Source organism: Hymenobacter arizonensis, from assembly GCF_900115775.1.
Classification (GTDB): Bacteria; Bacteroidota; Bacteroidia; order Cytophagales; family Hymenobacteraceae; genus Hymenobacter; species Hymenobacter arizonensis.
The window spans coordinates 585,086-610,353 of sequence record NZ_FOXS01000003.1 but is presented as its reverse complement, the minus strand read 5'-3'; the positions used below and the strand labels follow the sequence as shown (position 1 = coordinate 610,353).

21 protein-coding genes are annotated in these 25,268 nt (G+C 60.4%); 11 read left to right on the top strand and 10 right to left on the bottom strand.

Annotation, left to right across the window (positions count from 1 at the left end):
• Window positions 1–6: 6 nt before the first annotated feature.
• The 3 genes from BMZ66_RS14120 to BMZ66_RS14110 all read right to left on the bottom strand — a co-directional run bounded on the left by BMZ66_RS14120 (window position 7) and on the right by BMZ66_RS14110 (window position 2,396).
• Window positions 7–405: a hypothetical protein gene (locus BMZ66_RS14120; RefSeq protein WP_143080214.1), complete on the bottom strand. Its 399-nt coding sequence runs from the start codon at window positions 403–405 to the stop codon at window positions 7–9.
• 174 nt (window positions 406–579) lie between these two features.
• The gene (locus BMZ66_RS14115) at window positions 580–1,911 is read right to left on the bottom strand and encodes a Y-family DNA polymerase (protein ID WP_092674521.1); all 1,332 of its coding nucleotides are present in this window, start codon (window positions 1,909–1,911) and stop codon (window positions 580–582) included.
• A gap of 29 nt (window positions 1,912–1,940) precedes the next feature.
• Window positions 1,941–2,396, bottom strand: coding sequence for a LexA family protein (locus tag BMZ66_RS14110; protein WP_092674517.1), 456 nt, complete (start codon window positions 2,394–2,396; stop codon window positions 1,941–1,943).
• A 231-nt stretch (window positions 2,397–2,627) separates the two neighbouring features.
• Between BMZ66_RS14110 and BMZ66_RS14105 the strand changes: the two genes are divergently transcribed.
• Window positions 2,628–2,876: a hypothetical protein gene (locus BMZ66_RS14105; protein WP_092674512.1), complete on the top strand. Its 249-nt coding sequence runs from the start codon at window positions 2,628–2,630 to the stop codon at window positions 2,874–2,876.
• Between the two features lie 436 nt (window positions 2,877–3,312).
• On the opposite strand, the gene BMZ66_RS14100 is transcribed toward BMZ66_RS14105, so the two are convergent.
• Window positions 3,313–4,002, bottom strand: a complete 690-nt coding sequence (locus tag BMZ66_RS14100) for a TIGR02117 family protein (protein ID WP_092674505.1) — start codon at window positions 4,000–4,002, stop codon at window positions 3,313–3,315.
• Window positions 4,003–4,025: 23 nt separating this feature from the next.
• Between BMZ66_RS14100 and BMZ66_RS14095 the strand changes: the two genes are divergently transcribed.
• Complete coding sequence (locus BMZ66_RS14095; RefSeq protein ID WP_214607001.1) at window positions 4,026–5,753, top strand: MutS-related protein; 1,728 nt, start codon at window positions 4,026–4,028, stop codon at window positions 5,751–5,753.
• A gap of 39 nt (window positions 5,754–5,792) precedes the next feature.
• On the opposite strand, the gene BMZ66_RS14090 is transcribed toward BMZ66_RS14095, so the two are convergent.
• Window positions 5,793–6,527, bottom strand: a complete 735-nt coding sequence (locus BMZ66_RS14090) for a Dph6-related ATP pyrophosphatase (protein WP_092674492.1) — start codon at window positions 6,525–6,527, stop codon at window positions 5,793–5,795.
• Window positions 6,528–6,686: 159 nt separating this feature from the next.
• Between BMZ66_RS14090 and BMZ66_RS14085 the strand changes: the two genes are divergently transcribed.
• Together BMZ66_RS14085 and BMZ66_RS14080 are read left to right on the top strand one after the other, a co-directional pair.
• Window positions 6,687–7,448 (top strand): glycosyltransferase family 2 protein, encoded by a 762-nt coding sequence (locus BMZ66_RS14085; RefSeq protein ID WP_092674486.1) that lies wholly within the window; start codon window positions 6,687–6,689, stop codon window positions 7,446–7,448.
• A gap of 72 nt (window positions 7,449–7,520) precedes the next feature.
• Entirely contained in the window at window positions 7,521–8,264 is a 744-nt protein-coding gene (locus tag BMZ66_RS14080) for an EcsC family protein (protein WP_092674483.1), read from the top strand.
• Window positions 8,265–8,335: 71 nt separating this feature from the next.
• On the opposite strand, the gene BMZ66_RS14075 is transcribed toward BMZ66_RS14080, so the two are convergent.
• The 3 genes from BMZ66_RS14075 to BMZ66_RS14065 all read right to left on the bottom strand — a co-directional run bounded on the left by BMZ66_RS14075 (window position 8,336) and on the right by BMZ66_RS14065 (window position 12,156).
• On the bottom strand, window positions 8,336–8,899 hold the full coding sequence (locus BMZ66_RS14075) for a class I SAM-dependent methyltransferase (protein WP_177204726.1): 564 nt from the start codon (window positions 8,897–8,899) through the stop codon (window positions 8,336–8,338).
• 328 nt (window positions 8,900–9,227) lie between these two features.
• Window positions 9,228–9,767: a hypothetical protein gene (locus BMZ66_RS14070; RefSeq protein WP_092674471.1), complete on the bottom strand. Its 540-nt coding sequence runs from the start codon at window positions 9,765–9,767 to the stop codon at window positions 9,228–9,230.
• A 97-nt stretch (window positions 9,768–9,864) separates the two neighbouring features.
• Window positions 9,865–12,156, bottom strand: coding sequence for an aconitate hydratase (locus tag BMZ66_RS14065; protein ID WP_092674464.1), 2,292 nt, complete (start codon window positions 12,154–12,156; stop codon window positions 9,865–9,867).
• Between the two features lie 262 nt (window positions 12,157–12,418).
• Between BMZ66_RS14065 and BMZ66_RS14060 the strand changes: the two genes are divergently transcribed.
• The 3 genes from BMZ66_RS14060 (at window position 12,419) to BMZ66_RS14050 (ending at window position 15,841) form a co-directional block, all read left to right on the top strand.
• Window positions 12,419–13,720, top strand: a complete 1,302-nt coding sequence (locus tag BMZ66_RS14060; protein ID WP_092674458.1) for a peroxiredoxin family protein — start codon at window positions 12,419–12,421, stop codon at window positions 13,718–13,720.
• A 140-nt stretch (window positions 13,721–13,860) separates the two neighbouring features.
• Window positions 13,861–14,718, top strand: coding sequence for a universal stress protein (locus BMZ66_RS14055; protein WP_092674453.1), 858 nt, complete (start codon window positions 13,861–13,863; stop codon window positions 14,716–14,718).
• Window positions 14,719–14,962: 244 nt separating this feature from the next.
• Window positions 14,963–15,841 (top strand): universal stress protein, encoded by an 879-nt coding sequence (locus BMZ66_RS14050; RefSeq protein ID WP_092674448.1) that lies wholly within the window; start codon window positions 14,963–14,965, stop codon window positions 15,839–15,841.
• Between the two features lie 318 nt (window positions 15,842–16,159).
• Here BMZ66_RS14050 and BMZ66_RS14045 read toward each other — a convergent pair whose 3' ends face one another.
• On the bottom strand, window positions 16,160–17,575 hold the full coding sequence (locus tag BMZ66_RS14045; RefSeq protein ID WP_092674445.1) for a cytochrome P450: 1,416 nt from the start codon (window positions 17,573–17,575) through the stop codon (window positions 16,160–16,162).
• 153 nt (window positions 17,576–17,728) lie between these two features.
• Here BMZ66_RS14045 and BMZ66_RS14040 point away from each other — a divergent pair, with 153 nt between their 5' ends.
• On the top strand, window positions 17,729–18,025 hold the full coding sequence (locus tag BMZ66_RS14040) for a hypothetical protein (RefSeq protein WP_092674439.1): 297 nt from the start codon (window positions 17,729–17,731) through the stop codon (window positions 18,023–18,025).
• 168 nt (window positions 18,026–18,193) lie between these two features.
• On the opposite strand, the gene BMZ66_RS14035 is transcribed toward BMZ66_RS14040, so the two are convergent.
• The gene (locus tag BMZ66_RS14035; protein WP_092674434.1) at window positions 18,194–19,201 is read right to left on the bottom strand and encodes a polyprenyl synthetase family protein; all 1,008 of its coding nucleotides are present in this window, start codon (window positions 19,199–19,201) and stop codon (window positions 18,194–18,196) included.
• Between the two features lie 124 nt (window positions 19,202–19,325).
• Between BMZ66_RS14035 and BMZ66_RS14030 the strand changes: the two genes are divergently transcribed.
• The 3 genes from BMZ66_RS14030 (at window position 19,326) to BMZ66_RS14020 (ending at window position 25,243) form a co-directional block, all read left to right on the top strand.
• Entirely contained in the window at window positions 19,326–20,186 is an 861-nt protein-coding gene (locus BMZ66_RS14030; RefSeq protein WP_092674428.1) for an alpha/beta hydrolase family protein, read from the top strand.
• Window positions 20,183–20,689, top strand: coding sequence for a 2-amino-4-hydroxy-6-hydroxymethyldihydropteridine diphosphokinase (gene folK, locus BMZ66_RS14025; RefSeq protein ID WP_092674422.1), 507 nt, complete (start codon window positions 20,183–20,185; stop codon window positions 20,687–20,689). Before BMZ66_RS14030 ends, folK begins: the two co-directional genes overlap by 4 nt.
• 459 nt (window positions 20,690–21,148) lie before the next feature.
• Window positions 21,149–25,243, top strand: coding sequence for a DUF8696 domain-containing protein (locus BMZ66_RS14020; RefSeq protein ID WP_092674419.1), 4,095 nt, complete (start codon window positions 21,149–21,151; stop codon window positions 25,241–25,243).
• Window positions 25,244–25,268 lie beyond the last annotated feature (25 nt).

Below are 25,268 nucleotides of genomic sequence, written 5' to 3'. Positions count from 1 at the left end.
TTCCAACTACGCTCGGGGCGGCTGCAGCAAGCCCGCCGCAAAGGCATAGGAATAAGGCAAGGCGGCCGCCAAACGGTACGCCGGGGCCTGCCATTGCGGCTTCCGCAGGTGCACTACCTGCTGAATAGCCGGCACTACATATTCCAGATTGGGACTCTGGTGCTGCCCATGAAACGGCAGTCTCTCGTGCTCCGGCGCGGGGGCGCAGCTGTAGGCTGCCTGGCCGGCACCGTAGTGCAGACTCAGGAATTGCCCGAGCGACAAAGAGCCGCCCGCCGCGGAACTATGGTATTTGTAGTGCTGGAAAAGCTGCGGCAGCTTGCTCAGCTCCTCCACGTCGTTCTGCGGCATCAGGCCACCGACGAACATGATTAAGCTCAGAAATAAGGCTGCTGCTTGTTTCATTTCAAGCGCAAAGATAGGCCTAGCTATCGGTTGCCGGGCAGGCTATATGTGGCCGATGTAGAGACGCGTATTCGCGTCTCGGCGTTGAACAATTAGTAGCAGAACGATGAAGTGAGGTCCTAACGGCGCGGACGACGAGACGCGAATACGCGTCTCTACACCGTGCGATGCCCCTCAGCGAAGCTGCCACAACTCGCCCCAGCCCGTGGTGTACAGCGGCGAGCGGTGCGCCGACCGCCCGGCCCAGGCGGGTTCCTTCGGCTTGCCATCCGGCTTTTTGGCAACGCCAGCAGCAGCCAGCCGCACCACCTGGCGACCAAAGCGGGCATTCAGGTTATCCAGGGTTTTCATCAGCTGTTGGCTGCGCTGTTGGTCGGCGGCGGTGCCTGCAAACAGGCCCAACTGACCTTGGCCTGCCGGTTCGAGGCCGCTGAACAGCACGCCGGCCCGGTGGTAAGCCACCCCGGGGCGCCGCAGGCGGTGCAGGCCCTGCAGTGCCGCTTGGGTGAGCAGGCTCACGTCGTAGCTGGCGTTGGGCAAGGTTACGGCAACGGAGTGCGTGGTTGGCCCCGCAGTCGCTGCAAATTTATCCGTGCCCAATATCACGGTCACAAGGTGCGCAACTACGCCGTGCTTGCGCAGCTTCTCGGCGGCTTTGGCGGTGAAGGTGGCCACGGCTTCGCTCAGCACGGCAGCATCGTGCTGGGGCCGGCCAAACGAGCGGGTGCACGTCACGCTGTGGCGGCTGGCGTGGGAGGGCTGCAGTTCGTCGTGTTCGTCCCACTCGGCAGGGTTCCACTCCAGGCAGGACTGGCCGTGCAGCTCGCGCCACAGCCGCTGGCCCACCACGCCGCCCATGTGCCGGCGCATCCAGTGCTCGGGCATGGCGGCCAGCGCCGCCCCGGTGCGGATGTCCATGTCGTACAGTTTGCGGGCGTAGCGTCGGCCTACGCCCCAGACGTCTTCCACGGGGGTCAGGGTCAGGGCCTTTTGCCACCGGGCCTCGGTGTCGAGCAGCAGCACGCCGTTGGTGCCGTGCTTTTTGGCCAGCCGGTTGGCCAGTTTAGCCAGGGTTTTGGTGGGCGCTATGCCTACGCAGGTCGGAATACCGGTATCGCGCTTCACCGTCTCCTTCACCCGCACACCGTAGGCGTGCAGGTCATTTTCCATCAACGACAGACCATGAAAGTCCAGAAAAGCCTCATCGATGGAGTATACCTCCACTCCCACCGAGAACTCGCTGAGCACCCGCACCACGCGGCGGCTCATGTCGCCATACAAGCCGTAGTTGGATGAAAACACGTGTACCTGGTGCTGCTCCAGCAGCGGGCGTACCAGGTGGTAGGGCTCGCCCATCTTCAGGCCCAGGTCCTTGGCTTCCTGCGAGCGCGCAATCAGGCAGCCGTCGTTGTTCGAAAGCACCACCACGGGCTTGCCCTCCAGGTGCGGCGAAAAAACCCGCTCGCAGGACACATAGAAATTATTGCAGTCGACGAGAGCGTACATAAATCAGGAGAAAGGAGGCCAAAGCCCGGTTACAACTTCGCTACCTGGTGGTTGCCCAGCGCGTGTATAACGTGCGTCACCACGCCCCACACCAGCAGGCCGGTTTCGCGGTCCACGGGCACGGGCGGGTAGCGGGCGTTTTCGGCCACCAGCCAGCGCTGACCGCCCCGTTCCTGCAGGCGTTTAATGGTGTGTTCGCCCTCAATGACCGCCACCACGATGCTGCCGTTATCGGGGCGCAGAGCGCGGTCTACGGCCACCAAATCGCCCGGGTGAATACCGGCCCCAATCATGGAATCGCCGCTCACCCGGGCCAGAAAAGTAGAGGCCGGATGCCGGAACAGGTGCTTGGTGAGGTCGAGCGGGGCGTCGAGGTGGTCGTCGGCCGGCGAGGGGAAGCCTGCCGGGATGGCGCACCCAAATAAGGGCAGCTCCCGAGTGATGAGGTGGGAGGCGGAAATGAAGTCCTGAAGTGATGTAAGCATAAGAGCAGCCCCGTGTCTATAGTAACGAGTTGGGGATGCTATTTACTAATTAATTTAGCAAATTGTTGTCGCGCACCTCAAAAAATCCGTATAGCCATGGAGAACGTATGTTGCTAAACCCCACAAGATAATTATGCTGGATTAGAATAATTGAATCAATACTCTCTAAAAAAGACTAAAAAAGTTTATTTCCAAGCTTTTTAGTTTATGGCAAATTTCGTATCTTTGGTTATGTCTAAAGTGAAGCTCCCCACGCCGCTGCCTGTGCAGCAATTTGCCCGTTGCGTGAACGACGCGCAACGCCCTGCCGACTACATTGGCGACTGGCCTAAGGCCGGCTGCGTGTATGCTGTGCGCGTGTTGCCGCACGTGCGCACTGGCCAGCCGCAGGTGCACATCCTTGGCTTCTACGCCGAGCGCCCCTACGGTGCTTTCGCCGCTCACCGCTTCGAGCAAGTGGCGGACGTTTGGCTTAATTAAGCCATACTGACCGTCGGCACGATGGTTCCACTCATTTTGGCCCCGTTGGCTTCGCAGCCGGCGGGGCCGGTTTGTTTTTGGACGAAGGTTGTTTGGCGGGGAAACGCGCAGGCGGCGGAACCTCACCCCCGGCCCTACCGGGTACGACCCCTCTCCCGTGGAGAGGGGAGCCTGACGCCAATTGTCATTGCGAGGAGGAACGACGAAGCAATCCGTTCTGACAAAATCAGACACTTCAATGAACCGACAAGCCCTGGCACTGCGCAGTACAGGGGCTTGTCACATTACTAGGCTGCTCGCGGAGACTAGGACGGATTGCCGCGCTCCGCTCGCAATGACAGCCGGCGTCAGGCTCCCTCTCTTTTGGAGAGGGGTCGTACCCGGTAGGGCCGGGGGTGAGCTTCCCGGGGCTGATATTCCTGCGCAGGGCCAACCGCTACTTCTCATACTGATAAAAAATCCCCGTATCCGAAGGCGTCCAGAGACATGCTTTCTGACCACTGGCTTTCAGAGCGTTGTTAGTCCAGGTGTTGCAGGTGTAGATGAAGCTGTAGACGCGATGCGCTTCGTAGAAAGCGTCGTTGTTGCCGTAGCTGTGGCCTTTGATGTGCTGGGTGCGGCCGGCCGCATCGTAACGGAAGCTGCGTTGGATGTAGGCAATCAGCCGGGCGTATTCATCTTGGCTGAGGTAGAGCGGCACTGTGTCGGGGCCGGGTACCAGAGTGTGAAGATAGGTGGTGTGCATGGCCGACGAACCCAGCCAAAACGCCGCCACCAGGGCTGTGCTCACCTTGAGGTCGGCCCAGGTGGGCGTGTCGAGGTAGAAGCCTTTGTCGCCCCAGCCGAAGGCGATGTAGCGCATGGAGGTGTCGCCGGAGGGAATGTTGCTGAATGGCAGCTGTTGGCTCCAGTCCATCTGCGGGGTTTTGATGGGCACCACCATGTCGGTGTGCACGCCGTTGGTGTGCAGGTACACCAGCACATCGGGCGAGGCATTGGGGTTGGCCTTGGGCACCGTGATGCGGGAGAGCACAAAGGCCGACGACAGGTACACCGCCACGGTGCCGCTGAGGCCCACGGCGGCATAGGCGGCTACTTTCAGCGCTTTGCGAATGAGGGAGGGCATGGGTTGAGGCAACAAAAAGGAAATTGGACCGACGCGACGCAGCCAAATACGGCAGAACTGAAAAAGTAACCCAAACCGTGCGCCGCGCCGCCGCCCGTACTTTTGCCCGGCCCCCGCCCGCTTGTGGGCGCGGCCCCGCCCCTACCCTCATGTGGACTTCTACCGCCGACCGCCTGGCTTTGCTCGAAGCTGAGTGGCGCACACCCTCGCCCCGCCCGCGCAATTTTCCACTCATTGCCCGCTACCACGCCGCCGTGCAGGCCGAACCGGCCTACCACCGCCTCGACGACCAGACCTGGACCGACCTCAACGGCGACGACCTGTTTGCCCTGCTTGATGGCACCACTAGCCGCGTGGGCCAGCAGTGCCTCTACCACCGCGTGCGCAGCCCCCTAAACGACGAAGCCGCCTTGCAGGACTTCGACCAGGCCGCCCGGCTGTTTGCCGAACCGGCCCCGCGCGGCAAAGCGCTGCTGGCCCTGCGCCGCCTCACCTCCACAGATGCCTATTACCTGCCCGACATCCTGACCGGCGACGCCCTACTGGCCCTGCCCTGGACGGTCGCCGCGCCTGCGATGGTGCTGCTGCTGCTGGCCACCGTGGTGGGGGGCTTCTGGCAGCCGGCCTTGTGGCTGCTTTCGGGGGGCTTGATTTTGCTGCATTCGGTGCTGCATTTCTGGTACCGGTCGCGCATCAAGGGGGTCATGCGGCCCATGCAGCAGCTAAGCAGCCTCTACCGCGCCGGACGCGGCCTGACCCGACTGCAACTGCCACTAGCAGCGCTGCACGGGCTGGCCGAGCCGCTGGGCCAGTTGGGTTCCATTGTAAACAAGGTGGCGTTTTTGCAGACCGATGACCTGATGAAGTCGGAAATGACGATGCTGCCGTGGCTGGTTTTGGAATACCTCAAAATGATGCTGCTACTCGATTTCATCGTGTACCGCAGCTGCCGGCGCCAGGTAGAGCAGCACTTCGGGGCCATCCGGGCGGTGTATGAGGCCGTGGGCTACGTGGATTGCGCGGTGGCGGTGGCAGGGTTTCGAGCGCGGCACCCGCACTGCGTGCCGCAATTCACCGCCGAAACCGGCCTGCGCCTCTCGGGCGCCTACAACCCGTTGGTGCCCGGCTGCGTGCCGAATGACTTGACTGTTGCCGACACCAGCATACTGCTTACGGGCTCCAACATGTCGGGCAAAACCACCTTCATGCGCGCCATTGGCCTGAGCATGCTGCTGGCCCAAACCATTGCCACCTGCCCGGCCACGGCCTACGCGGCACCGTTTCGGCGGGTAGTGTCGAGCATCAACCTGGCCGATAGCCTCACCGAGGGCAAGAGCTACTACTTTGCCGAGGCCGAAACCATCCTCGGCTTCGTGCGGGCGGCCGAGGCCAGCGCGGGCGGCTACCTATTCATTCTCGATGAGCTATTCAAGGGCACCAACACCGTGGAGCGCATTGCCGCCACGCAGGCCGTGCTGGCTTACCTGCAGCCCCGCAGCCTGGTGGTAGCCTCCACCCACGACGGCGAGCTGGGACAATTACTGGCACCTGCTTTCACCGAATACCACTTCTCCGAAACCGTAACCGAAACTGACTGGTACTTCGACTACCTGCTCAAGCCCGGCCCGCTGCGCACCCGCAATGCCATCCGGCTGCTGGCCCGGGTAGGCTTCCCGACCAGCATCGTAGAGGACGCCGAGGCACTGAGCCGCACGCTGGACGCGGTGGGAACTAGTGCTGCCAACCCCTAAAAGGCGGTCATGCAGAGCGCAGCGAACCAATGGCCTGACCTACACCAAGTCGCAATACCAGAAGCCGGTATCAAACGGACTGGGTTCGTTCTCATCGCCACAGTCGTAGCCGGAGTCGTCGGTTTTCGGCGCGGGCGTGTACTTGCGGTACACTATTTCCCCTTTTTCAAAGGCAATCGGCTGTTGAAAAATCGGCCCATCGAACACGAAGGTGTGAAATTCGCCGTTCTCCCCGCAGGGGTCGACATTGGCGGGCAAGTCGCGCAGGAAGTCTTCATCTATCACCCGGCCCACGAAGCTTTGGTCAAGGAATTTCTCGTTGACGCAGGTGGTAATGGTCTTGAAGCCCAGGTCCAGAAACTCACGGATGAGCTCTGTGGTCGGCACGCCCCACAGCGGGAAGGCAGCTTCGATATTCAACCTGGCCAGCTGCTCTTCGCGGTAGCGCCGCAGGTCTTCCAGGAAGATATCGCCGAAGATAGACACCGTGGCGCCTTGGCTTTGCAACTGCCGCAGCGTGGTGGTCATGTGCTGCTCGTAGGCCTCCATGGTGGGCGTTTCGGGCAGAAACAGCTTGTGGCAGGGCAGCCCGATGCTGGCCGCTTGCTGGTCGAGCAGGTCCACGCGTACGCCGTGCATGGAAATGCGCTGATACGGCTCGCTGACGCTGGTGAGCAGCGTGAGTACCTCGTATTGGGCGGCCTGCTCCACTTTATAAAGGGCCAGAGCGGAATCCTTGCCCCCACTCCAATTGAAAATTGCCGATTGTTTCATTGGCGGGCAAATTAACTCTGTAACGTGGACTCTGCGAGTCCGCGCTTGCGTCGGGCCACCTGGAGTCGCGCGCAAACGCGGACTCGCAGCGTTTCCTGAGAAACAACCGCGCTACTCTCACCCGGCAACTTTTTCTGGCAGTAGCCGAACAAGGGAGCCATGCATTTTGCCATTATCACCCCCACCCACCAGCGCCGGGCCCTGTTGCCCGAAGCCGTGGCCAGCGTTCGGGCCAGCATCAGTGCCCCGCTCGACTTCTCCTTCGAACACCTGATAAACGACAACGGCTCGCGCGACGGCACCGCCGCCTACCTGCGCGAAGCCGCCGCCCAGCCCGGCCCGGCCCTGCGCCACTGGCACCATGCGGCCCGCCAGCTCGCCGGCCTGGCCCGCAACCAGCTCATCCAGGAAACCGCACCGGAGGCCTGGGTGGTGCCGCTCGACGACGACGACATCATACTCCAGCGCACCCTCTACCACTACGCGGCCCAAATCAACTCCAACCCCGACCGCCCGTGGTTCGTGGCCGATTTCCTGCGCGTGGACGAGCACGGCCGCTACCTCCCAAACGAGGACTACTACGCCTGGCAGTTCGACACGCCCGCCGACATGCTCCGCGCCATCTTCCGGGCCGAGCACTTCATTCAGGGCAATGTGTGCTACAGCCGCGCTTTCTTCGACGAGGTGGGCGGCTATGACGGCAAACTGCCCATGGCCGAAGACCTGGACCTGTACGTCCGCTTCCTGCTGGCCGGGCAATTGCCAGTGCTGTGCCCGCACATCAGCCACCTGCACCGCTTCCACGCCAGTAACGTGAGCATTGGGGTCGATGCCGACAAGCACAACGCCGACCTGCAGGTGATTTACGCGAAGTACGCCAAACAGCTGGAGGCCCAGGGCATAGCGGCGCCGGGGCAATAGCTTAAGGGGCATCTTCCCAACGCAAGCCTGCCAACCCACGTAGCTAAGGGCAACCACCTTTACCCCAAGCCCATGTCTTCTGAGGAACAGCAGGCCCACGCCGAGATGCAGGCCTGGCAGCAGCGGATGCAGCGGCCCCCGTCCTTTATGAACCGCTTCGCCCGCCACATGCAGGCCCGGTTCAACGCCCTCCTGCCCGAGCGGGTGCACCGGGCCATCACGGCCGCCATCAAGCAGATGGTGCGCGGCGTGCTGTTCGGCTCCACCCACACCACGCGCCGCCCCCTCCCCGATGGCACCCTCCCGGCCCGCGAAACTGCCGTGCGCACCCGCATCCGTTACTACCGCAACACCGCCTCGGCCGAAGGCGCCGTGACGGGAGCCGGTGGCTTCCTGCTGGGCCTGGCCGATTTCCCGCTGCTGCTGGGCCTCAAAATCAAGCTGCTCTTCGACATTGCCGCCCTCTACGGCCACGACGTGCGCGACTACACCGAGCGGCTCTACATGCTGCACGTCTTTCAGCTGGCCTTCAGCAGCCAGCATACCCGCAACGAAACCTACGCCCGCCTCGCCACCTGGGACAGCTACCGCCACTCCCTGCCCGCCGACGTGAACGAGTTCGACTGGCGCACCCTGCAGCAGGAATACCGCGACTACATCGACATCGCCAAGATGGCCCAACTCCTGCCCATCATCGGCGCACCAGTGGGTGCCATCGCCAACTACAAGCTCATGGAACAGCTCGGCGACATGGCTATGAACTGCTACCGCATGCGCTACTTCGCCGCGGAGGATGCCCGGCTGGCGCGGGCATAGTGCAGCTTAAACCGGCTGACGCACGTCTGGCGCGAGGTTAGCGGAGTGTAACTCGCGCCAGCCAATGAGAGCTACTTAACCGCCTCAAAAATCTTAAGCGGCGGCGCATTAAGAAGGCAGATTTCTATCGCTGATTTTCTGAATTGCTGGTCGAGATAATCTTTCAGAAAACGGTCTAACTGAAAGAATGTCTGATATGCCAGGAATTTGCCACCGGGCCGCAGGCACTGGTTCGAGTTGCGAACAATAGTTTCGCGCAGTTCGGGGGGCAGAAACGAAAACGGGATGCCTGACACGATATAATCCGCCTGATTTTCATTGCTGCTGGCTAATAGGTGCCCAATGTTCTCGGCACTGTCGTGGTAAATAACCAGCCGCAAATCCTGAAACGTCTCGTGCAGTATCTGCACAAACTCTTCGTTCCGCTCAATCACAATCAGCACCGAGTCGGATGTCAGCCGGCTAAGCAGATAGCGGGTAAATACGCCCGTGCCCGGCCCGAACTCCACAATTATGTTCCGACGGCTAAAATCAATTTTACTGCACACCCTTTCGACCGCAAAACCCGAGGTCGGCATTAAAGAAGCTACCTGCTTATCGCGCAGCATATTCTTGAGATAGACGATAGTATCCATTGTGCTAGCGCGCTGGTTTACGGGATGATAGTGCAATGCTTGTACGGCAAGCGCCCGCGAAAGTGGCGGAAACGAAACGGCCGCCCCAGTTTCCTGAGGCGGCCATTGCATCACTGACGCGAGTTTAGCGCAGCGTAACTCGTGCCGATTATGAAGTGAGGCTGCCCCCTGCTGCACCAGCAGCAAGATATGGCCGCTCCTGTAGGTCGTTCCAAGGCCAGTCGTGCTATTGCGAGGCACAACCTCGCCCAATTATTGAATCACGAGATACGCTGCGCTAAACTCGCGCCAGCGGAGTAATAACTCCGAAAGCGCTTATAGCGCTTATTTAAATACGCTGGTACACTACGCGCACCTTGCATTCAAGCCTCTTTTCAAAATTTGCTATAAACTCAGGACTTAATTCAGGCCAGTTCCAAAATTTAAACCCCAAGTTGCTAAAGCCCCAATCGGGCACAAAACAGTATTGATTTATGTCTGATAAAGCTTCACATTGTGGACAAAGCAATTTATCAATTTCACTGTTACTCCAAGACTCTAAATCCCAATCGTTCTCAACAATATCCTTCGAACACTTTGGGCAAATAATACTCTCGACACCATTGCCGCCCGTATCGAATACTGTTCTCTTTACTATAATTTCTAACCCGTTAACAGCTAGGTTCATCGGCAAATTTTGAGGCATATCCGTAATCAAGCTCGCGCCTTTTGCAATTGCATACCCAAGCTCAGAGCTTAATACGCAGGTTGATAGTTCTCGCTCCACTATATCCTCCGAAATCAGCCAGTCTAAAATTTGTTGCGCCTTTAATCGATTCGCGGGATAATCAGAGATTTTAGAAACAATTGAAATGCTGTTGTCACTCATATTATTTAATCTATCCCGTTTTCCAATAATAAGATAACAAAACGGCCGCCCCAGTATCCTGAGGCGGCCGTTGTTGCTTACGCTTCTAAAGCGGTTACTACTTCTGCGACATTTGAGCGGAGCCGCTTTCCTTCATCCGAATCAGGTTCAGGGCCGAACCTGCTTTGAACCACTCAATTTGACCTTGGTTGTAGGTGTGGTTGAGGGTGATGAGGTCGGTGTCGCCGTCGGAGTGGTGCAGGCGGGCCTGCAGGGGCTCGCCGGGCGTGAAGTTGGTCAGGCCGAGGATGTCGATGGTATCCTCCTCTTCAATCAGGTCGTAGTCGGCCTTGTTGGCGAAGGTGAGGGCCAGCATGCCTTGCTTCTTCAGGTTGGTTTCGTGGATACGTGCGAAGCTCTTCACAATCACGGCGCGCACGCCCAGGTGGCGGGGCTCCATGGCGGCGTGCTCGCGGGAGGAGCCTTCGCCGTAGTTCTCATCGCCCACTACTACCGTGCCGATGCCCATGCTCTTGTAGGAGCGGGCGGCCTGCGGTACGGTGGTAGTGCCATCGCCCTGGGTCACAAACTCCCGCACCGAATTGGCCTCGCCATTGAAGGCGTTAGTGGCCCCGATGAGCATGTTGTTGGAGATGTTGTCCAGGTGACCACGGTATTTCAACCACGGGCCGGCCATCGAAATGTGGTCGGTGGTGCACTTGCCCTGGGCCTTGATGAGGAGGCGCAACCCTTTCAGGTCGGTGCCTTCCCAAGCTTTGAAGGGCTCGAGCAGCTCCAGGCGGTCAGACGATGGGCTTACCAATACCTGCACCGTGCTGCCATCGGCAGCGGGCGCCTGGAAGCCGGCATCTTCTACGGCGAAGCCGCGGGGTGGCATCTCCACGCCGCGGGGCTCGTCGAGCTTCACGGGGCCGTTGGTGCCGGGCAGGGTGTCGGTGAGGGGATTGAAAGTCAGGTCGCCGGCTATAGCGAAAGCCGTCACAATTTCGGGCGAAGCCACGAAGGCGTGGGTGTTGGGGTTGCCGTCGTTGCGCTTGGCGAAATTGCGGTTGAAGCTCGTGATGATGGAGTTCTTGCGCTTGGGGTCATCGGTGTGGCGGGCCCACTGGCCGATGCACGGACCGCAGGCGTTGGCCAGCACCACGCCGCCCATTTCGGCAAACGTGTCGAGGAGGCCGTCGCGGGCCACGGTGTAGCGCACCAGCTCCGAGCCGGGCGTGATGGTAAACTCGGCGTTCACGTGTAGGCCTTTTTCCACGGCCTGGGCAGCAATGGAAGCGGCGCGGGTGATGTCTTCGTAGCTCGAGTTGGTGCAGGAGCCGATGAGGCCTACTTCCAGCTTAGCGGGCCAGCCGTGCTCGCGCACAGCAGCAGCAAACTGCGAGATGGGCCAGGCCGCGTCCGGCGTGAACGGGCCGTTGACGTGCGGCTCCAACTCGGAAAGGTTGATTTCGATGAGTTGGTCGTAGAAACGCTCGGGCTGGGCATACACTTCTTCGTCGGCGCGCAGGTGCTCGGCTACCGCGGAGGCAGCGTCGGCGATGTCGGCACGGCCAGTGCCGCGCAGGTACTCGGCCATTTTCTCGTCGTAGTTGAACACCGAGGTAGTTGCCCCGATTTCAGCGCCCATGTTGCAGATGGTGGCTTTGCCGGTGCAGCTCATGGCTTCGGCACCTTCGCCGAAGTACTCCACGATGGCGCCTGTGCCGCCTTTCACGGTCAGAATACCAGCGACCTTTAGAATAACATCTTTGGGAGCCGTCCAGCCGCTGAGCTTGCCAGTCAGCTTCACGCCAATCACCTTGGGGAACTTCAATTCCCAGGCCATGCCGGCCATTACGTCCACGGCATCGGCGCCGCCTACGCCAATGGCAATCATGCCTAGGCCGCCCGCGTTGGGGGTGTGGGAGTCGGTGCCAATCATCATACCGCCGGGGAAGGCGTAGTTTTCCAGCACTACCTGGTGAATGATGCCGGCGCCGGGCTTCCAGAAACCGATGCCGTATTTATTGGAAACCGAGGCCAGGAAGTCGTACACTTCCTTGTTTTCGGTGTTGGCTTCGGCGAGGTCGGGCGTGGCGCCGTCTTTGGCCTGAATAAGGTGGTCGCAATGCACGGTGCTGGGCACGGCGGCCGTGGGCTTGCCGGCCTGCATGAACTGGAGCAGCGCCATTTGGGCGGTAGCGTCCTGCATGGCCACGCGGTCGGGGGCAAAATCAACGTAAGAAACCCCACGCTCGAAGGCTTGCTTTACTTCGCCCCCGTAGAGGTGGGCGTAGAGGATTTTCTCGGTGAGGGTGAGCGGGCGCGCCACCGCGGCGCGGGCCGCCTCGATGCGGGAACCCATGCCGTCGTACACGGCGCGAATCATTTCCAGGTCGAAAGCCATAGGATGCAGTAGTAAAAAAAGTGGTTGTGCAAATGTAGTACCTGCGCTAAGTTGTACCTAGCCGGAACGTGGGAATACCGTTTTGGGGAAGTCCAACTATAGGTAACGTAGGTTTTTGGAGTAGCGTTGGGATTGGTGCGACAATGCTGAAGCACAGACCATGGCTTAATAGAACAGCAGGCCACCACAACTAATTGGTGCAATTAGCAGTTGTGGCCCCCGGCTGGCACTGCCGGTTTTCCCTTCGCACTTTTGCACTATTATGACTACGATTTCCCTCCGCTTGCTGGCCATGGCCGCCGCGGGCCTGAGCCTGCTGGCCAGCTGCGATTCCTCTTCCACCAAAAAAGAAACGGCCGACACCAGCGCCGCCACTACCAGCACGGCCCTGCCCGCGGGCCTCAAGACCGGCCTTTGGGAGGGGTTTGTAAAAGCTCAGAACAAGGCCATCAACTTCACCTTAGACGTGGCCGTGGAGAACGGCAAGCCGGTTGTTTACCTAATAAATAAGGGCCTCGACGGCGAAGAGCGGCTGCGCTGCGACGAAATCTCAGCCGCCGGCGACTCGGCTACTATCCGCCTGCACGTGTTCGACGCCGCGTTGGTGCTGCGGCCCGATGGCGAGAACAAGCTCACCGGCACTTGGGTGAAGTACGACGCGCCCACCTCCTACCGCCTGCCGGTGGTGGCCCTCTTCGGCGAGCGGCCCCAGCCCACGGCTGCGGCCGGCACCCCGGACTTCAACGGCACCTGGCGGGTCACGTTCAGAGAAGACGGCGGCAAGACATACCCCGCCGTGGGCGTTTTTAAGCAGGACGGGGCCAGCATCCGGGGCACTTTCCTCACCACCACCGGCGACTACCGCTACCTCGCGGGCTCAGTGCTGCCCAGCGGCATGGGCATGTCGACGTTCGACGGCAACCACGGCTTTCTCTTTCAGGCCATCAAGCAGCCCGATGGCACTCTCAAAGGCGACTTTTATTCCGGCAAAGCCGGCCACGAAACCTGGACCGCCGTGCTCGACCCCAAAGCCAAACTCCCCGATGCCTACGCCCTGACCTCGCTCAAAGAGGGTCAAACCAAGCTGGACTTCAAATTTCCCAGCGTGTTCGAGGGCGGGGTGGTTTCCCCTTCCAATCCCATCTACAAAGGCAAAGTGGTGGTTATCCAGCTCCTGGGCTCCTGGTGCCCCAACTGCATGGACGAAACCGCTTTCCTAGCGCCCTGGTACGAGAAAAACAAAGACCGGGGCGTGGAGGTAATCGGCCTGGGCTACGAACGCAGCCCCGACTACAAAGTGGCCTCAGCCCGGCTGCGCAAGCTGCGCGAGCGCTACGACATCAAGTACGAGCTGGCCGTGGCGGGGGTGTCCAACAAAGACTCGGCTGCCAAGTCGCTGCCTCAGCTGCAGCAGGTGCTGGCTTTCCCCACCACAATCTTCCTGGATAAGAAAGGCAACGTGCGGAAAATCCACACCGGTTTTGCCGGCCCCGGCACGGGCAAATACTACGAAGAAGAGATTGCCGGCTTCAACCGGGAGGTAGATAAACTATTAAAAGAATAGTGCATAACTAGAAAAGAAAGATTAACTTGTAATAACCCGGTGCACAGCGTCTTACCCTAGCCAACCCTCTTGCGTATAGGGCCTATGGCGGGGAGTGACTGCGCCGGGTTATTACAATTTTTCACCTTTCTTTTTTAGTTATGAAAAATATACTTGTACCCACTGATTTTTCACCCGAGGCGCACTACGCCTACAAGGTGGCGCTGCAGCTCGCCCGGCACACGGGAGGCAGCGTAACGCTGTTGCACGTGCTCGAAGAACTCGGCGACACCGCAAGCGGCTTCAGCTCGGTGGGCGGCCCGGTTGGTGGCGCCGGGCTCGACCAAATCTTCCCCATCAAGCTTATGGAGGCCACCAAGCGTCGGCTGCAGAACCTGCAGGACGAAGCGATGCTGCGCGCGTCGGGTGTGTCGGTTCGGCACACCGTGAAGACCGGTGCGGTGGGCGATGGCATTCTGCGGGCCATTCAGAAATACGGCATCGACCTGGTGGTGATGGGGGCCCGCGAGCACAGCGGCATCCAGCACTTCTTCGTGAGCTCGACCACCGAGCAAATGATTCGACTGGCGCCCTGCCCGGTGCTGACTGTGAAGCACGAGCACGCGCAGCTGGAGGTGCGCAACATTGTGTTTCCCTTCGATTTTTCGGGCAACCCAGAAGGCGCCCTTGCAGGCTTGCGCCAGGTGCAGGCCGTGTTCCCGAACGCCCGGCTGCACCTGCTGCAGGTAATGGTGGGGCACCATACCGAGCCCAGCCAGCAGCAAGAGCAGATTCAGGAGTTTGCCCGCAAGCACCAGCTCACCAACTGGCAGCCGGCCGTGGTCGAGGCCGACCGCACCAGCACCGGTATCGAGCAATATGCCCAAAGCGTGCAATCCGATTGGGTGGTGATGCCCACGCACGGCCGCTCGGGCCTGAGCACCTGGCTGCGGCCCAGCGTGGCCGAGGCCGTGGCCACCCACGCCTTTCCGCCCGTGCTGACCTACCGTTTTCAGTAACAGTTGCCGGTGACGGGAAGCCAGAAATGTGCGCCCGGCACCGGCACTGTCAAGCTATGGTTCGACGCATGCGGCTTAGGCAGCGAGGACCTGCCTATGGCGCATCCAGCGCTTGCACTTGATAGAATGTCTTCATACTGATGCAGTAACTGCGGCATGCTGCAGCTTACCCCCAATCGGTAAACACTCGTAAGAGAATAGATGTCTAGGGCATTTTGCCTGTTTCACCTCTCTTCTTTTACCGATGAAAAACATTCTCGTCCCCACCGATTTCTCTGCCGAATCGCACCACGCCTACGAGGTAGCGCTACAGCTGGCCCAGCAAACGGGCGGCAGTGTCACCCTGCTGCACGTGCTCGAAGCGCCGGAGTCGGCCACGCCCAACTTCAGCACCTTTGGCGGGCCTGTAAACGGCACCGAGCTGCCCAACAGCGGCGGCATGGACCAGCTGTTCACCATCAAGCTAATGGAGGTGACCAAGCGCCGCATGAACCAACTCAAGGAAGAAGCCGCAACCCTAGCCCCCAGCGTATCGGTGCAAGACGCGGTGGAGGTATCGCGCATTGGCGACGGCATCCTGACCGCCGTCGAGAAATATGGCATCGACCTGGTGGTGATGGGAGCCCAGGGCCACGGCGCCATGGAAGGCTTTTTTGTCGGCTCCAACACCGAGCGCATCATTCGCCTGGCGCCCTGCCCGGTACTTAGCGTGAAACACGCCCAAAGTGGTTTCGACGTGCGCAACATCGTGTTCCCCTCCGACTTCACCGAAGAAGCAGCCGCAGCCATCGAAGGCCTGCGCCAAGTAGTGGCCGCTTTCCCCAACGCCACGCTGCACCTGCTCTACGTCGCCTCGAACACCGACGGCACCACCGCAGAGCAGCACATCCAGGTGTTTGCCGAACGCGTTGGCCTAACTAACTACAAGATTGATGTGGTGAACGCAGCCCGTACCTCCACGGGCATCGAGCAGTTTGCGCAGGAAGTAAAAGCCGACTTGGTCGTGATACCGACCCACGCCCGCACTGGCCTGAGCCGTTTCCTGCAAACTAGTATTGCTGAGACCGTGGCTACCAGTGCTTTTCCGCCGGTGCTTACGTATCATTTGAAGTCGTCAGGGTAGCATTCTGCCGTGGGCACCTCACTCCCGCAGAACCTCACCCCCGACCCCTCTCCCACGGAGAGGGGAGCCATAACAGCGCCTGTCATTGCGAGCGGAGCGAAGCAATCCGTCCTGTAAGAACCAGACTCTTCAATGAAACGACAAGCCCCGGCTCTGCGCAGAGCCGGGGCTTGGCACATTAGTAGGTTGGTCGCTGAGACCAAGACGGATTGCTTCGTCGTGCCTCCTCGCAATGACAGGCGGCGTCCGTCTCCCCTCTCTTTTGGAGAGGGGCCGGGGGTGAGGTTCCCCGCGTGAGCTTTCGCCTGCATCCCCCCCTCACTTACGCAGCCGCATCCGAACCTGAAAATCAGTGCGAGGACGTAACGTAATGAGCGGCTGCATGGTCACGGACGGCTGGCCTTCCACCCATTCTACCTCAAACTGCCGGAGCAGTTCCAGCGTCACGAGCTGCATTTCAGTGAGCGCGAACTGCATGCCGATGCACAGGCGTGGCCCACCTCCAAAGGGGACGTAGGCGAAAGGCTGCACGGGCCGCGCCTGCCCGGGCGCGAAGCGCACTGGCCGAAACTCTTTGGGAGAATCCCAATACTTTTCGTCGTGGTGCAAGCCGTAGAAGTAGAGCGAAAACAGCGTGCCCTTCGGGATGCGCAGGCCATTGTAGGTGTCGTCGGCTAGGGCTACGCGGTCTACCATCCAGGCGGGCGGGTAGTGACGCATGGCCTCCTGCACGGCGTAGAGGGCTTTGCCCAGGCGCGGCAGCTCTTCGAACGTGGGCGTGCGGCCGGTGAGCACCGTGTCCATTTCGGTGCGAATGCGAGTGGCTTCCTCGGGGTGGTGAGCCAGCAGGTACGTAAGCCAGGTGAGGGCGTTGGCGCTGGTTTCGTGGCCGGCTATGAGCAGGATGAGGGCTTCATCGAGCACGCGGTCGGGGGTCATGGGCTCGCCGGTGTCCTCGTAGCGCACGTCGAGCAGCATTTGCAGCAGGTCGTCGGGCGGGGTGGCGTTGGGCGCCTGGTTGGCCTGCTGGCGCTGGGCTATGTATTGGGCCAGCAGGGTGCGCAACTCGGTAGCTAGTGAGTCGTGGTAGCGGAACTGCCCGCGCAGCCGAAACCAGGGCTTGAGGTAAGGCTGCCGAATGGAACGCACAAAAAACGCCTGGATTTCGGTAATCAGCCCGGCCAGCCGGTCAAGTTCGGCTTCGGGAAAGTTCGTGCTGAACACCGAGCGGGCAATGATGCGAAACGTGAGCCGCGTCATCAGCTCGTGCACCGGCACGGTGAAGGCGCCGCCCCCGCTGGCGGCCTGGGCAGCCAGCGGAGCCAGGGTCTCGGCCGTGATGTCCTGCATCAGGCCCGTGAGCGCCGCCACCCGCTGCCGGTGAAAGCCTGGCTGAATCAGCCGGCGCTGACGGAGCCAGTCGGGGCCTTCGTTGGTGAGCAGGCCGTGGCCCACGTAGCGCGAAAAGCCTTGGGTAAACTTCGATTTGGCGTAGTTGCGGTGGTTTTTCTGCAGAATGTGCTGCGTCAGGCCCGGGTCGCGGGTGAGGATGCTTTTCTCCACCCCGCCAATGAACATCTCTACGGTGTCGCCGTAGCGGGCCAAGGTCAGGTCGAGCACCGGCAGCGGGTCTTTGGCCAGCGCAAACGAGCGCAGCAGCGAGCGCCAGCGCGGCACCCGTGGCAAGTGAAAGGAGCCTTCCGGTGGTTTCTGTTCAGTTTTTAATGCTTCCATAGCTCATCCTTGGCTTCGACCCGCAACCCGGTGCGGCCGTCAAAAATAACCGCTAGCCGGGGCCGATTCATCTTTTTTCAAATCAGCCGCGTAAACCTACCCGGACTGCGGCCCGCCGCATTTCTTCCTTTCCTCAAACTAACCCCTTCCCTTATGTGGATTCAGCAAAATCCCAGCTCGCCCGCTCCGCTTGCCGACCTGCAAGGCCGCGCCGTTGGCCTCAAGTTCGAGTGCGAACAGTGTAACACCGAAGTGTTTACCGACCTCATCGGCGTACCCGCCCCCAACGAGCACGCCGACTCGGTGGAACACGCGGAGAATCACGAGATTGAAGAAATCAAGTGCCCCGGCTGCGAAATCACCCACTCCCTGGAAGTAGACAGCTCGTTCGATGGCGTGACCTTCAAGGTGAGCGACGCCAAAGAAGTGAGCTACCAAGTAGCTCAATAATAAGTGTCATTGCGAGGCGGAGCCGAAGCAATCCGTCCTGTTCTCAGCGACCAGCTTAATAATGTGAGAAGCCCCGACACTTCGCAGTGCCGGGGCTTGCCGTTTCATTAAAGTGTCTGGTATTGACAGGACGGATTGCGTCGTCGTGCCTCCTCGCAATGACAAACGTTACTTTTCCCGCTCTATCGTGTAGTTAATCAGCTCTTCCAACGACGTGCGGCTCGGCGACTCCGGGAACGTGTGCAGGATGGCCAGGGCCTCGTCGCGGTATTGCTTCATGGTGGTAATGGCATAGTCCAGACCGCCCGATTTTTTCACGAACTCAATCACCTGCTGCACCCGGTCGCGGTGGCCTTCGTTGTTTTTCACATTGAAGATGACCTTGCGCTTTTCCAGCCAAGACGCCTGCTGCAGGGCATAAATCAGCGGCAGTGTCATCTTTTTTTCTTTGATGTCGATGCCGACGGGCTTGCCAATTTCGGCGGTGCCGTAATCGAACAAGTCGTCTTTGATTTGGAAGGCTATGCCCACTTTTTCGCCAAACAAGCGGGCCCGCTCAATCACCTCTTTGTCGGCCCCAACGGAGGCCGCGCCCACGGCCGTGCACGAAGCAATGAGCGAAGCCGTTTTCTGGCGAATGATGTCGAAATAAACATCTTCAGTAATGTCCAGCTTGCGGGCTTTTTCGATTTGCAGCAGTTCGCCTTCGCTCAGCTCCCGCACGGCGTTGCTTACTATTTTCAGCAGGTCGTAGTCGTCGTTTTCCAGGGCCAGCAGCAGGCCGCGCGACAGCAGGTAGTCGCCTACGAGCACGGCAATCTTGTTCTTCCACAGGGCATTTATGGAGAAAAAGCCGCGGCGGTAGTTGCTTTCGTCCACCACGTCGTCGTGCACGAGGGTGGCGGTGTGCAGCAGCTCAATGAGCGCCGCGCCGCGGAAGGAGGAATCGGGCAAGGGGTCGCCGGTGGCGGGTTCGGGCCGGGCCGCCCGGGCTGTGAGAAACACGAACATCGGCCGGATTTGCTTGCCCTTGCGCTTCACAATGTACCCCATTATCTTGTCGAGCAGCAGCACTTTGGTGCGCATCGACTGGCGGAACTTGTGTTCAAACTCTTCCATTTCGGCCGCGATGGGCGCCTGAATTTGGTCGAGGGAGAAGGTCGGAGTATGGGGCATTGCGGCGACAATGATACGGCAGAACAGTGGAGAGGCCGACTTGCCGGCTTCCAACTTTTCGCCCTAGTTGCCGATTGTAACCATTGGAACGACTGTTTGGCTAGCCTCTGCCCTACCTTCGCTTATGCTCACTCACTCGCCTTTTCTGCTCACCGGCACGCGGCACGGCCGAGCTTTTGAAGCCGACGCTACCTATCAGCCTACTAGCCAGCTTAAACCGGTGGTAGTTTTCGTGCACGGTTTTAAGGGATTTAAAGATTGGGGTCACTTCCCGCTGCTTGCCGATTTTTTTGCGGAGCACGGGTTTGTGTTCGTGAAACTGAACCTCTCGCACAACGGCATCGTGGTGGGCGGCACCGGCGACCTGGAAGACCTCGACGCCTTCGGCCGCAATAATTTCAGCATCGAGCTCGACGACATTGGCCAGGTAATCGACGCGCTGTTCACGCCCGGCGCCACGCCCGTGCCCGCCGCCGAAATGGACCTAAACTACCTCAACCTGGTGGGCCACAGCCGCGGCGGCGGCCTGGTGATGCTAAAAGCCGCCGAAGACTCGCGCGTGCGGGCCGTGGCTACCTGGGCTGGCATCGCCGACGTGGACCAGCGCTGGCCCCAGCCCATGCTCGAGGAGTGGCAGCGCACCGGCATCCTGCACGTGCCCAACATGCGCACCGGCCAGCAACTGCCCCTGCACTACCAAATTGTGGAAGACTACATCGCCAACCGCCCGCGGCTCGACATTCCGCACAACGTGCGCCGCCGACTTCGCCAGCCCCTGCTGCTCATTCACGGCGATGAGGACGAAACCGTGCCCGTAAACGCCGCCTATACCCTGCACGAGCTAAAGCCCAATGCCGAGCTGCTGCTGGTGCCCGGAGCCGGCCACATGTTTGGCGGCGCCCACCCCTGGCCCGAAACCAGCCTGCCCGAAACCGCACGCTTCATTGCGGAACGCACCGCCGATTTTTTCCATCGCCAGGCGTGAGCGCAGCAGTAACCGCGTACCTGCTGCTGGGCAGCAACCTCGGCGACCGGGCCGCGCTACTGCGCGCTGCCCAGCAGCAACTGGCCACCACCGCTGGCGAAATAATTGCCGCATCGGCCTTGTATGAAACGGCCGCCTGGGGCCGCGAAGACCAGCCGGCCTTTCTCAACCAGGCCCTGGCCATCCGCACCACGCTGCCGCCAGAGCTGTTGCTAGCGCAATGCCTGGCCGCCGAGCGCCACGCCGGCCGCGAGCGTCTGGAGCGCTGGGGCAGCCGCACGCTCGATGTGGACATATTGCTTTACGGGCCGGAAATCATCGACCAACCCAGCCTCACCGTGCCCCACCCGCGGCTGGCCGAGCGGCGCTTTGCGCTGGTGCCGCTGGCGGAGATTGCACCTGAGCTGGAGCATCCGCAGGCAGGCCTGACCGTGACTGAGCTATTGGCGCGCTGCCCCGACCCGCTGCCGGTGCGGGCGTGGTTGGATGCGGCTGGGGAGTAAAGAATTATCGCCTTAAAAACTCCCAAGGGCCAGGCGTTTGCATCGCTTCGAAGCGTTGTTGTGCCGCGCAACGAAGCATCTTTTTCCCACCTGATTATTTTTGGTGTGAAAGGGTGCTTTGTTCCTCGGCATGACAGAAAAGCACGCACCCCAAAGCCAGAACTCGGAATTTACTCGCCCGAAATTCAAAACCGGAACCAAACGAAGTTGCTTGTGGTGTTGCTATAGTCGAGCTACACGCTGAGCGGGCAATTAACGTCGGGCTTCATCACTATTCGGGCATTGCCTTGCATAAACCTAGCTGGCAGTGCGTAGATTTACTGAAACCGGCTGGCAGCGCTTTTTAGCAAGCGTGTTTCAGCAATAGCTGGCCATCAGCCTCCGTTTCCTCAGGGCAGCGGTCGGTGCTTCTCCTTCGGAAGTACCCGCCTACCTGCCCTTCCACTTACGCGCCCTACTATGCCCGCAGAGCTATCGCATCCTGCCCCATCTAGTACCAACGTTTTCTACCTTCCTCCTACTGCTGAGCCCAGCCAGCTGGCTGGCGCCAATAGCCGATGCCCGGCCAGTCGGGTGCGGCCAGCCACTAGCTGGCTGCTCACCCTGCTGCTCCTGCTGCTGAGCGGCGCGGCCACCTCGGCCCTGGCGCAGGGCACGCCCCCCCCGGAGTGCGCGGCCGATGAGAAGTTTGCCAACACCTGGTACTTTGGCTTTAAGGCGGGACTGGACTTCAACAAACTCTCTACCGACTCTCTTCGGAGGGTCACTCTTCCGGAGGTGCTCACGAATGGGGCGATGGATGCCCCCGCCGGCTCGGGGGTGATGTCGGATGAGAACGGCGAAATTCTCTTTTATAGCAACGGCGAAAACGTTTGGAACGGCGACGGCACTGTGATGGCAAACGGCACAGGCCTGGCAGGCAACCGCTTCACTACTGACGGCCCCCTGCCCCTCAAGAGGCCGGGCCTAGTTCTGCCGGGCCAACCGAGGCGTTACCTCCTCTTCACCCTGGATAGCACCGCCGGCCTGAGCTATTCGGAAATAGAGTTTCCCGCGGGTAGTAGGCAGGGCACCGTCATCGCCGCTACTAAAAACACGCCCTTGGCTCGCGGCACAGCAGAGAAAATAACGGGCGTATTCCATAGAAACGGCTGCGATATCTGGGTTATCATCCACGGCTGGGGCGATGCCAAGACTGGCAATGACAACCGGGGCGATGCTTTCCTGGCTTACCGTGTGCGAACAACCGGCGTGGATTCTACACCGATAATTTCAGAAGTCGGCAGCCTGCACGCGCCGAGCGTGGCGGCCCTGGGCTATAAAGGCCAGATGAAGGTGACGCCCGACGGCCAGCGGCTGGCCCTGGCCCGCTACAGCGAAGCAGTGGGCGATAGCAGCAGCACCGTCGAGTTGTTTGGGTTCAATACCGGCACGGGTGCTGTGACCGTCAACCCGCAGGTCCCGTTCATCGTTGACAGCGGCCAAGGCAAATATTATGGGGTGAGTTTTTCGCCCGGCAGCTACCTCTACGCTACGGTAAACAACCCGCCCAAGCTGCTCCAATTCAATCTCAGAGGCCCCGGGCCGGTGACCAAGGAAGAGATTCCGCTGAAGACCACCGTCAACTTGGGCTCAATGCAGGCCGCGCCCGATGGCAAGATTTACGTGGCCCGCGACAACCAACCCGCCCTGGGTTTTATTGCTTTCCCGGACTCGCTGGGCGCTAAGGTTGGCTACGCCGATGACAGCCTACAGCTAGGCGGCAGCCGCCTGAGCGGGCTGGGCCTGGTCAACTTCAACCAGAGCTCGCTGCTACGCGTGGGGCCTAGCTTCGAGATAACAGGTTGTCGGCAAATAACTTTCACGGCCCCGCCCATTAACTTTGCCGGGAAAATATACACCTGGACTTTCGGCGACGGCGTTAAAACAACACCTTCTTCAACGGATTCCGTCATCACTCACACTTACGATAGGCCCGGCAACTACACGGTGACTTTGCGCATCGAGACGGAATGTTTTTGCCGCGAAAGCTCGGGCGGTATTCTGGTGCCAGACTTACCTAATCCAGGTGCCATTGCTGGCCCGCAGACATTATGCGCTGGAACGCCGCCGCCCACTCTTACCAGCACCACCGCTGCTACGGGCGATACCCGGCTGCCGCTCGTTTATGAGTGGGAATCCTCCTTTAATAACAGTCCATACGCAGGCACCGGAGTTACAAGTGCTAGCTACACGCCACCAACTTCTCTCCCGGTTGGTACAACCTCTTTTAGGCGGCGCGCTCAACTTCTCCTGCCTGCCCCATCAGGTCTTCCTTACTGTACTCCCACATTTACCGACCCGGTAACCATCAGGGTACTGCCCGCGCTCACCGCCGGTACCATCGCTGCCAGCCAAACCATATGCGTGGGCACCGTCGCCGCGCCCCTGACCAGCGCTACCCCAGCTACGGGCGGCGACGGTGTCGCCTCGTTTGTGTATCAGTGGGAGTTTTCGTCGGACGACAGAACCTGGTCGGATAGCCCTGGCGCCACGAGTGAGATATTCCCACCCGGCGTGCTCACGGCTACCACCTACTTCCGACGCCGCGTAACTTCCGGGCCTTGTGGGCCTGAATTCTCTCAGTCTGTCAAAATAACGGTGCTGCAGACGCTAAACCCTGGGACCATTGCGGCCGACCCGAATGCTATTTGTGAAGGCTCCACCCCTGCTCAACTCACCAGCACCAGCGATGCCAGCGGTCCGGGCATAATCAATTACCGATGGGAGTTCCAACCAGCGGGTAGTACGACTTGGTCGCCCACCGGGACCACCGGGTCAACTTACCCACCCGGCCCGCTGAGTACCTCCACCTCTTTTCGGCGTCAAGCCAGTTCGGATAGCGCCTGCGCACCAGTCTTTTCCAATATTGTTACTATAAACGTAGTGCCGGCCCTCACAGCCGGGACTATCGGCACCGACCAGCTGTCGCTGTGCTCTGGTGCTACCCCCGCTCGTCTCACTAGCATTACCGGAGCCAGCGGCGGCACGGGTAATTATGAGTATCTGTGGGAAGTGTCAGGTAATAATGCAAACTGGACAACTGCTCCCGGCCCAGACGCCACTAGCGCTGACTACCCTCCTGGTCCGGTCACGTCCGACACTTATTATCGGCGCCGAGTCATTTCGGGGCCTTGTGGTCCAGTGTATTCCGCCTCAGTCTTGCTCAGGGTGCTGCCGCCGCTGAATGCCGGCAGCATTGCAGCCAACCAAACAATTTGTGCAGGAGCCGTGCCGTCCCCCCTCACCAGCACGGCCGGGCCCAGCGGCGGCACAGGCACGTTTGACAACCTGTGGGAATCCTCGCTGGATAGCCTAAGCTGGACATCCACCGGGACCCCCGGGCTGACTTTTGTGCCTGGGTCGCTCACCGCTACTACCTACTACCGGCGGCGCGTGACTTCAGGCACTGGTACCTGCTCTATCGCATTTTCCAATGTAGTGACCATACGGGTGCAGCCCGTGGTAACCATTGGCGTGACCCTGACGCCCCCGCCGGTGCAGTGCCCCGGCATTCCCCTCACCTTCACGGCCGTACCTACTGCCAACGCGGGCCCCACGCCTAGCTTCCAATGGTTTGTCAACAACGTGGCCGTGTTCAGCGGGTCCTCGTTCACCAGCAGCACCCTGGTTACCGGCGACGTTGTACGAGTGGAAGTAACGCCCACGGCGGGCCTCTGTAGCACTGGCCCGACCGTGGCCACGGTCACCGTTACGCGCACACCAACGCCCCTGCCCACGCTGGCCATTGCGGTGCAGCCGGGCGGGGCAGTTTGCCTGGGCTCGCCGTTGACGTTCAGCATTGCGAGCGTAACCGAAGCCGGCCCAGCCCCCGAATATCAGTGGCAGGTTAACGGCAACGACGTGGCCGGGGCCACTGGCCCGGTTTTCACCAGCACCACGCTGCGCGAAGGCCAAATCGTGACGTTGCGCCTGCGCACCACCAACGCATGCGCCCAGCAGGTCACGGTGGTTTCCAATGGCATCACGGTGCGTATTCTGCCGCCGGTCGACGTGGACGCTGGCCCTGATAAGGAAATTCTGGCCGGTACGTCCGTGTTGCTGGAAGGCCGCGCCGATGGCAACTACCCCGTTACCTGGACGCCCTCTATCGGCCTGACTTTCCCTGGCAACGACCCGCTGCGGCCCGTGGCCGCCCCCCTTGAAACCACCACCTATACCCTGTCGGCCGGAGAAGGTGGCTGCGCCGATTCTGACCAGGTGACGGTAACCGTGCGTCCGCCCATCCGCATTCCCAATGCCTTCACGCCCAACGGCGATGGCCGCGACGACACCTGGCAGATTGAGTTCATCGAGCAATTCCCGGAGAATACCGTGAGCGTGTTCAACCGCTGGGGCAACCGGATTTTCTCGGCCGAAAACTACAGCCGGGCCAACGAGTGGCGCGGCGACATCAACGGCCAGCCCGCGCCGGTGGGCACCTACTACTACGTCGTCGTCACGAAGGGCCCATTGGGCAAGTCCTACAGCGGTTCGATTACGATTTTGTATTAATTAGACAGTACGTTACCCGGAGCTG

Coding starts and splice junctions, on each gene's coding strand:
- BMZ66_RS14120 (WP_143080214.1), bottom strand. CDS start 405: ATGAAACAAGCAGCAGCCTTATTTCTGAGCTTAATCATGTTCGTCGGT.
- BMZ66_RS14115 (WP_092674521.1), bottom strand. CDS start 1,911: ATGTACGCTCTCGTCGACTGCAATAATTTCTATGTGTCCTGCGAGCGG.
- BMZ66_RS14110 (WP_092674517.1), bottom strand. CDS start 2,396: ATGCTTACATCACTTCAGGACTTCATTTCCGCCTCCCACCTCATCACT.
- BMZ66_RS14105 (WP_092674512.1), top strand. CDS start 2,628: ATGTCTAAAGTGAAGCTCCCCACGCCGCTGCCTGTGCAGCAATTTGCC.
- BMZ66_RS14100 (WP_092674505.1), bottom strand. CDS start 4,002: ATGCCCTCCCTCATTCGCAAAGCGCTGAAAGTAGCCGCCTATGCCGCC.
- BMZ66_RS14090 (WP_092674492.1), bottom strand. CDS start 6,527: ATGAAACAATCGGCAATTTTCAATTGGAGTGGGGGCAAGGATTCCGCT.
- BMZ66_RS14085 (WP_092674486.1), top strand. CDS start 6,687: ATGCATTTTGCCATTATCACCCCCACCCACCAGCGCCGGGCCCTGTTG.
- BMZ66_RS14080 (WP_092674483.1), top strand. CDS start 7,521: ATGTCTTCTGAGGAACAGCAGGCCCACGCCGAGATGCAGGCCTGGCAG.
- BMZ66_RS14075 (WP_177204726.1), bottom strand. CDS start 8,899: ATGGATACTATCGTCTATCTCAAGAATATGCTGCGCGATAAGCAGGTA.
- BMZ66_RS14070 (WP_092674471.1), bottom strand. CDS start 9,767: ATGAGTGACAACAGCATTTCAATTGTTTCTAAAATCTCTGATTATCCC.
- BMZ66_RS14065 (WP_092674464.1), bottom strand. CDS start 12,156: ATGGCTTTCGACCTGGAAATGATTCGCGCCGTGTACGACGGCATGGGT.
- BMZ66_RS14060 (WP_092674458.1), top strand. CDS start 12,419: ATGACTACGATTTCCCTCCGCTTGCTGGCCATGGCCGCCGCGGGCCTG.
- BMZ66_RS14055 (WP_092674453.1), top strand. CDS start 13,861: ATGAAAAATATACTTGTACCCACTGATTTTTCACCCGAGGCGCACTAC.
- BMZ66_RS14050 (WP_092674448.1), top strand. CDS start 14,963: ATGAAAAACATTCTCGTCCCCACCGATTTCTCTGCCGAATCGCACCAC.
- BMZ66_RS14045 (WP_092674445.1), bottom strand. CDS start 17,575: ATGGAAGCATTAAAAACTGAACAGAAACCACCGGAAGGCTCCTTTCAC.
- BMZ66_RS14040 (WP_092674439.1), top strand. CDS start 17,729: ATGTGGATTCAGCAAAATCCCAGCTCGCCCGCTCCGCTTGCCGACCTG.
- BMZ66_RS14035 (WP_092674434.1), bottom strand. CDS start 19,201: ATGCCCCATACTCCGACCTTCTCCCTCGACCAAATTCAGGCGCCCATC.
- BMZ66_RS14030 (WP_092674428.1), top strand. CDS start 19,326: ATGCTCACTCACTCGCCTTTTCTGCTCACCGGCACGCGGCACGGCCGA.
- BMZ66_RS14020 (WP_092674419.1), top strand. CDS start 21,149: ATGCCCGCAGAGCTATCGCATCCTGCCCCATCTAGTACCAACGTTTTC.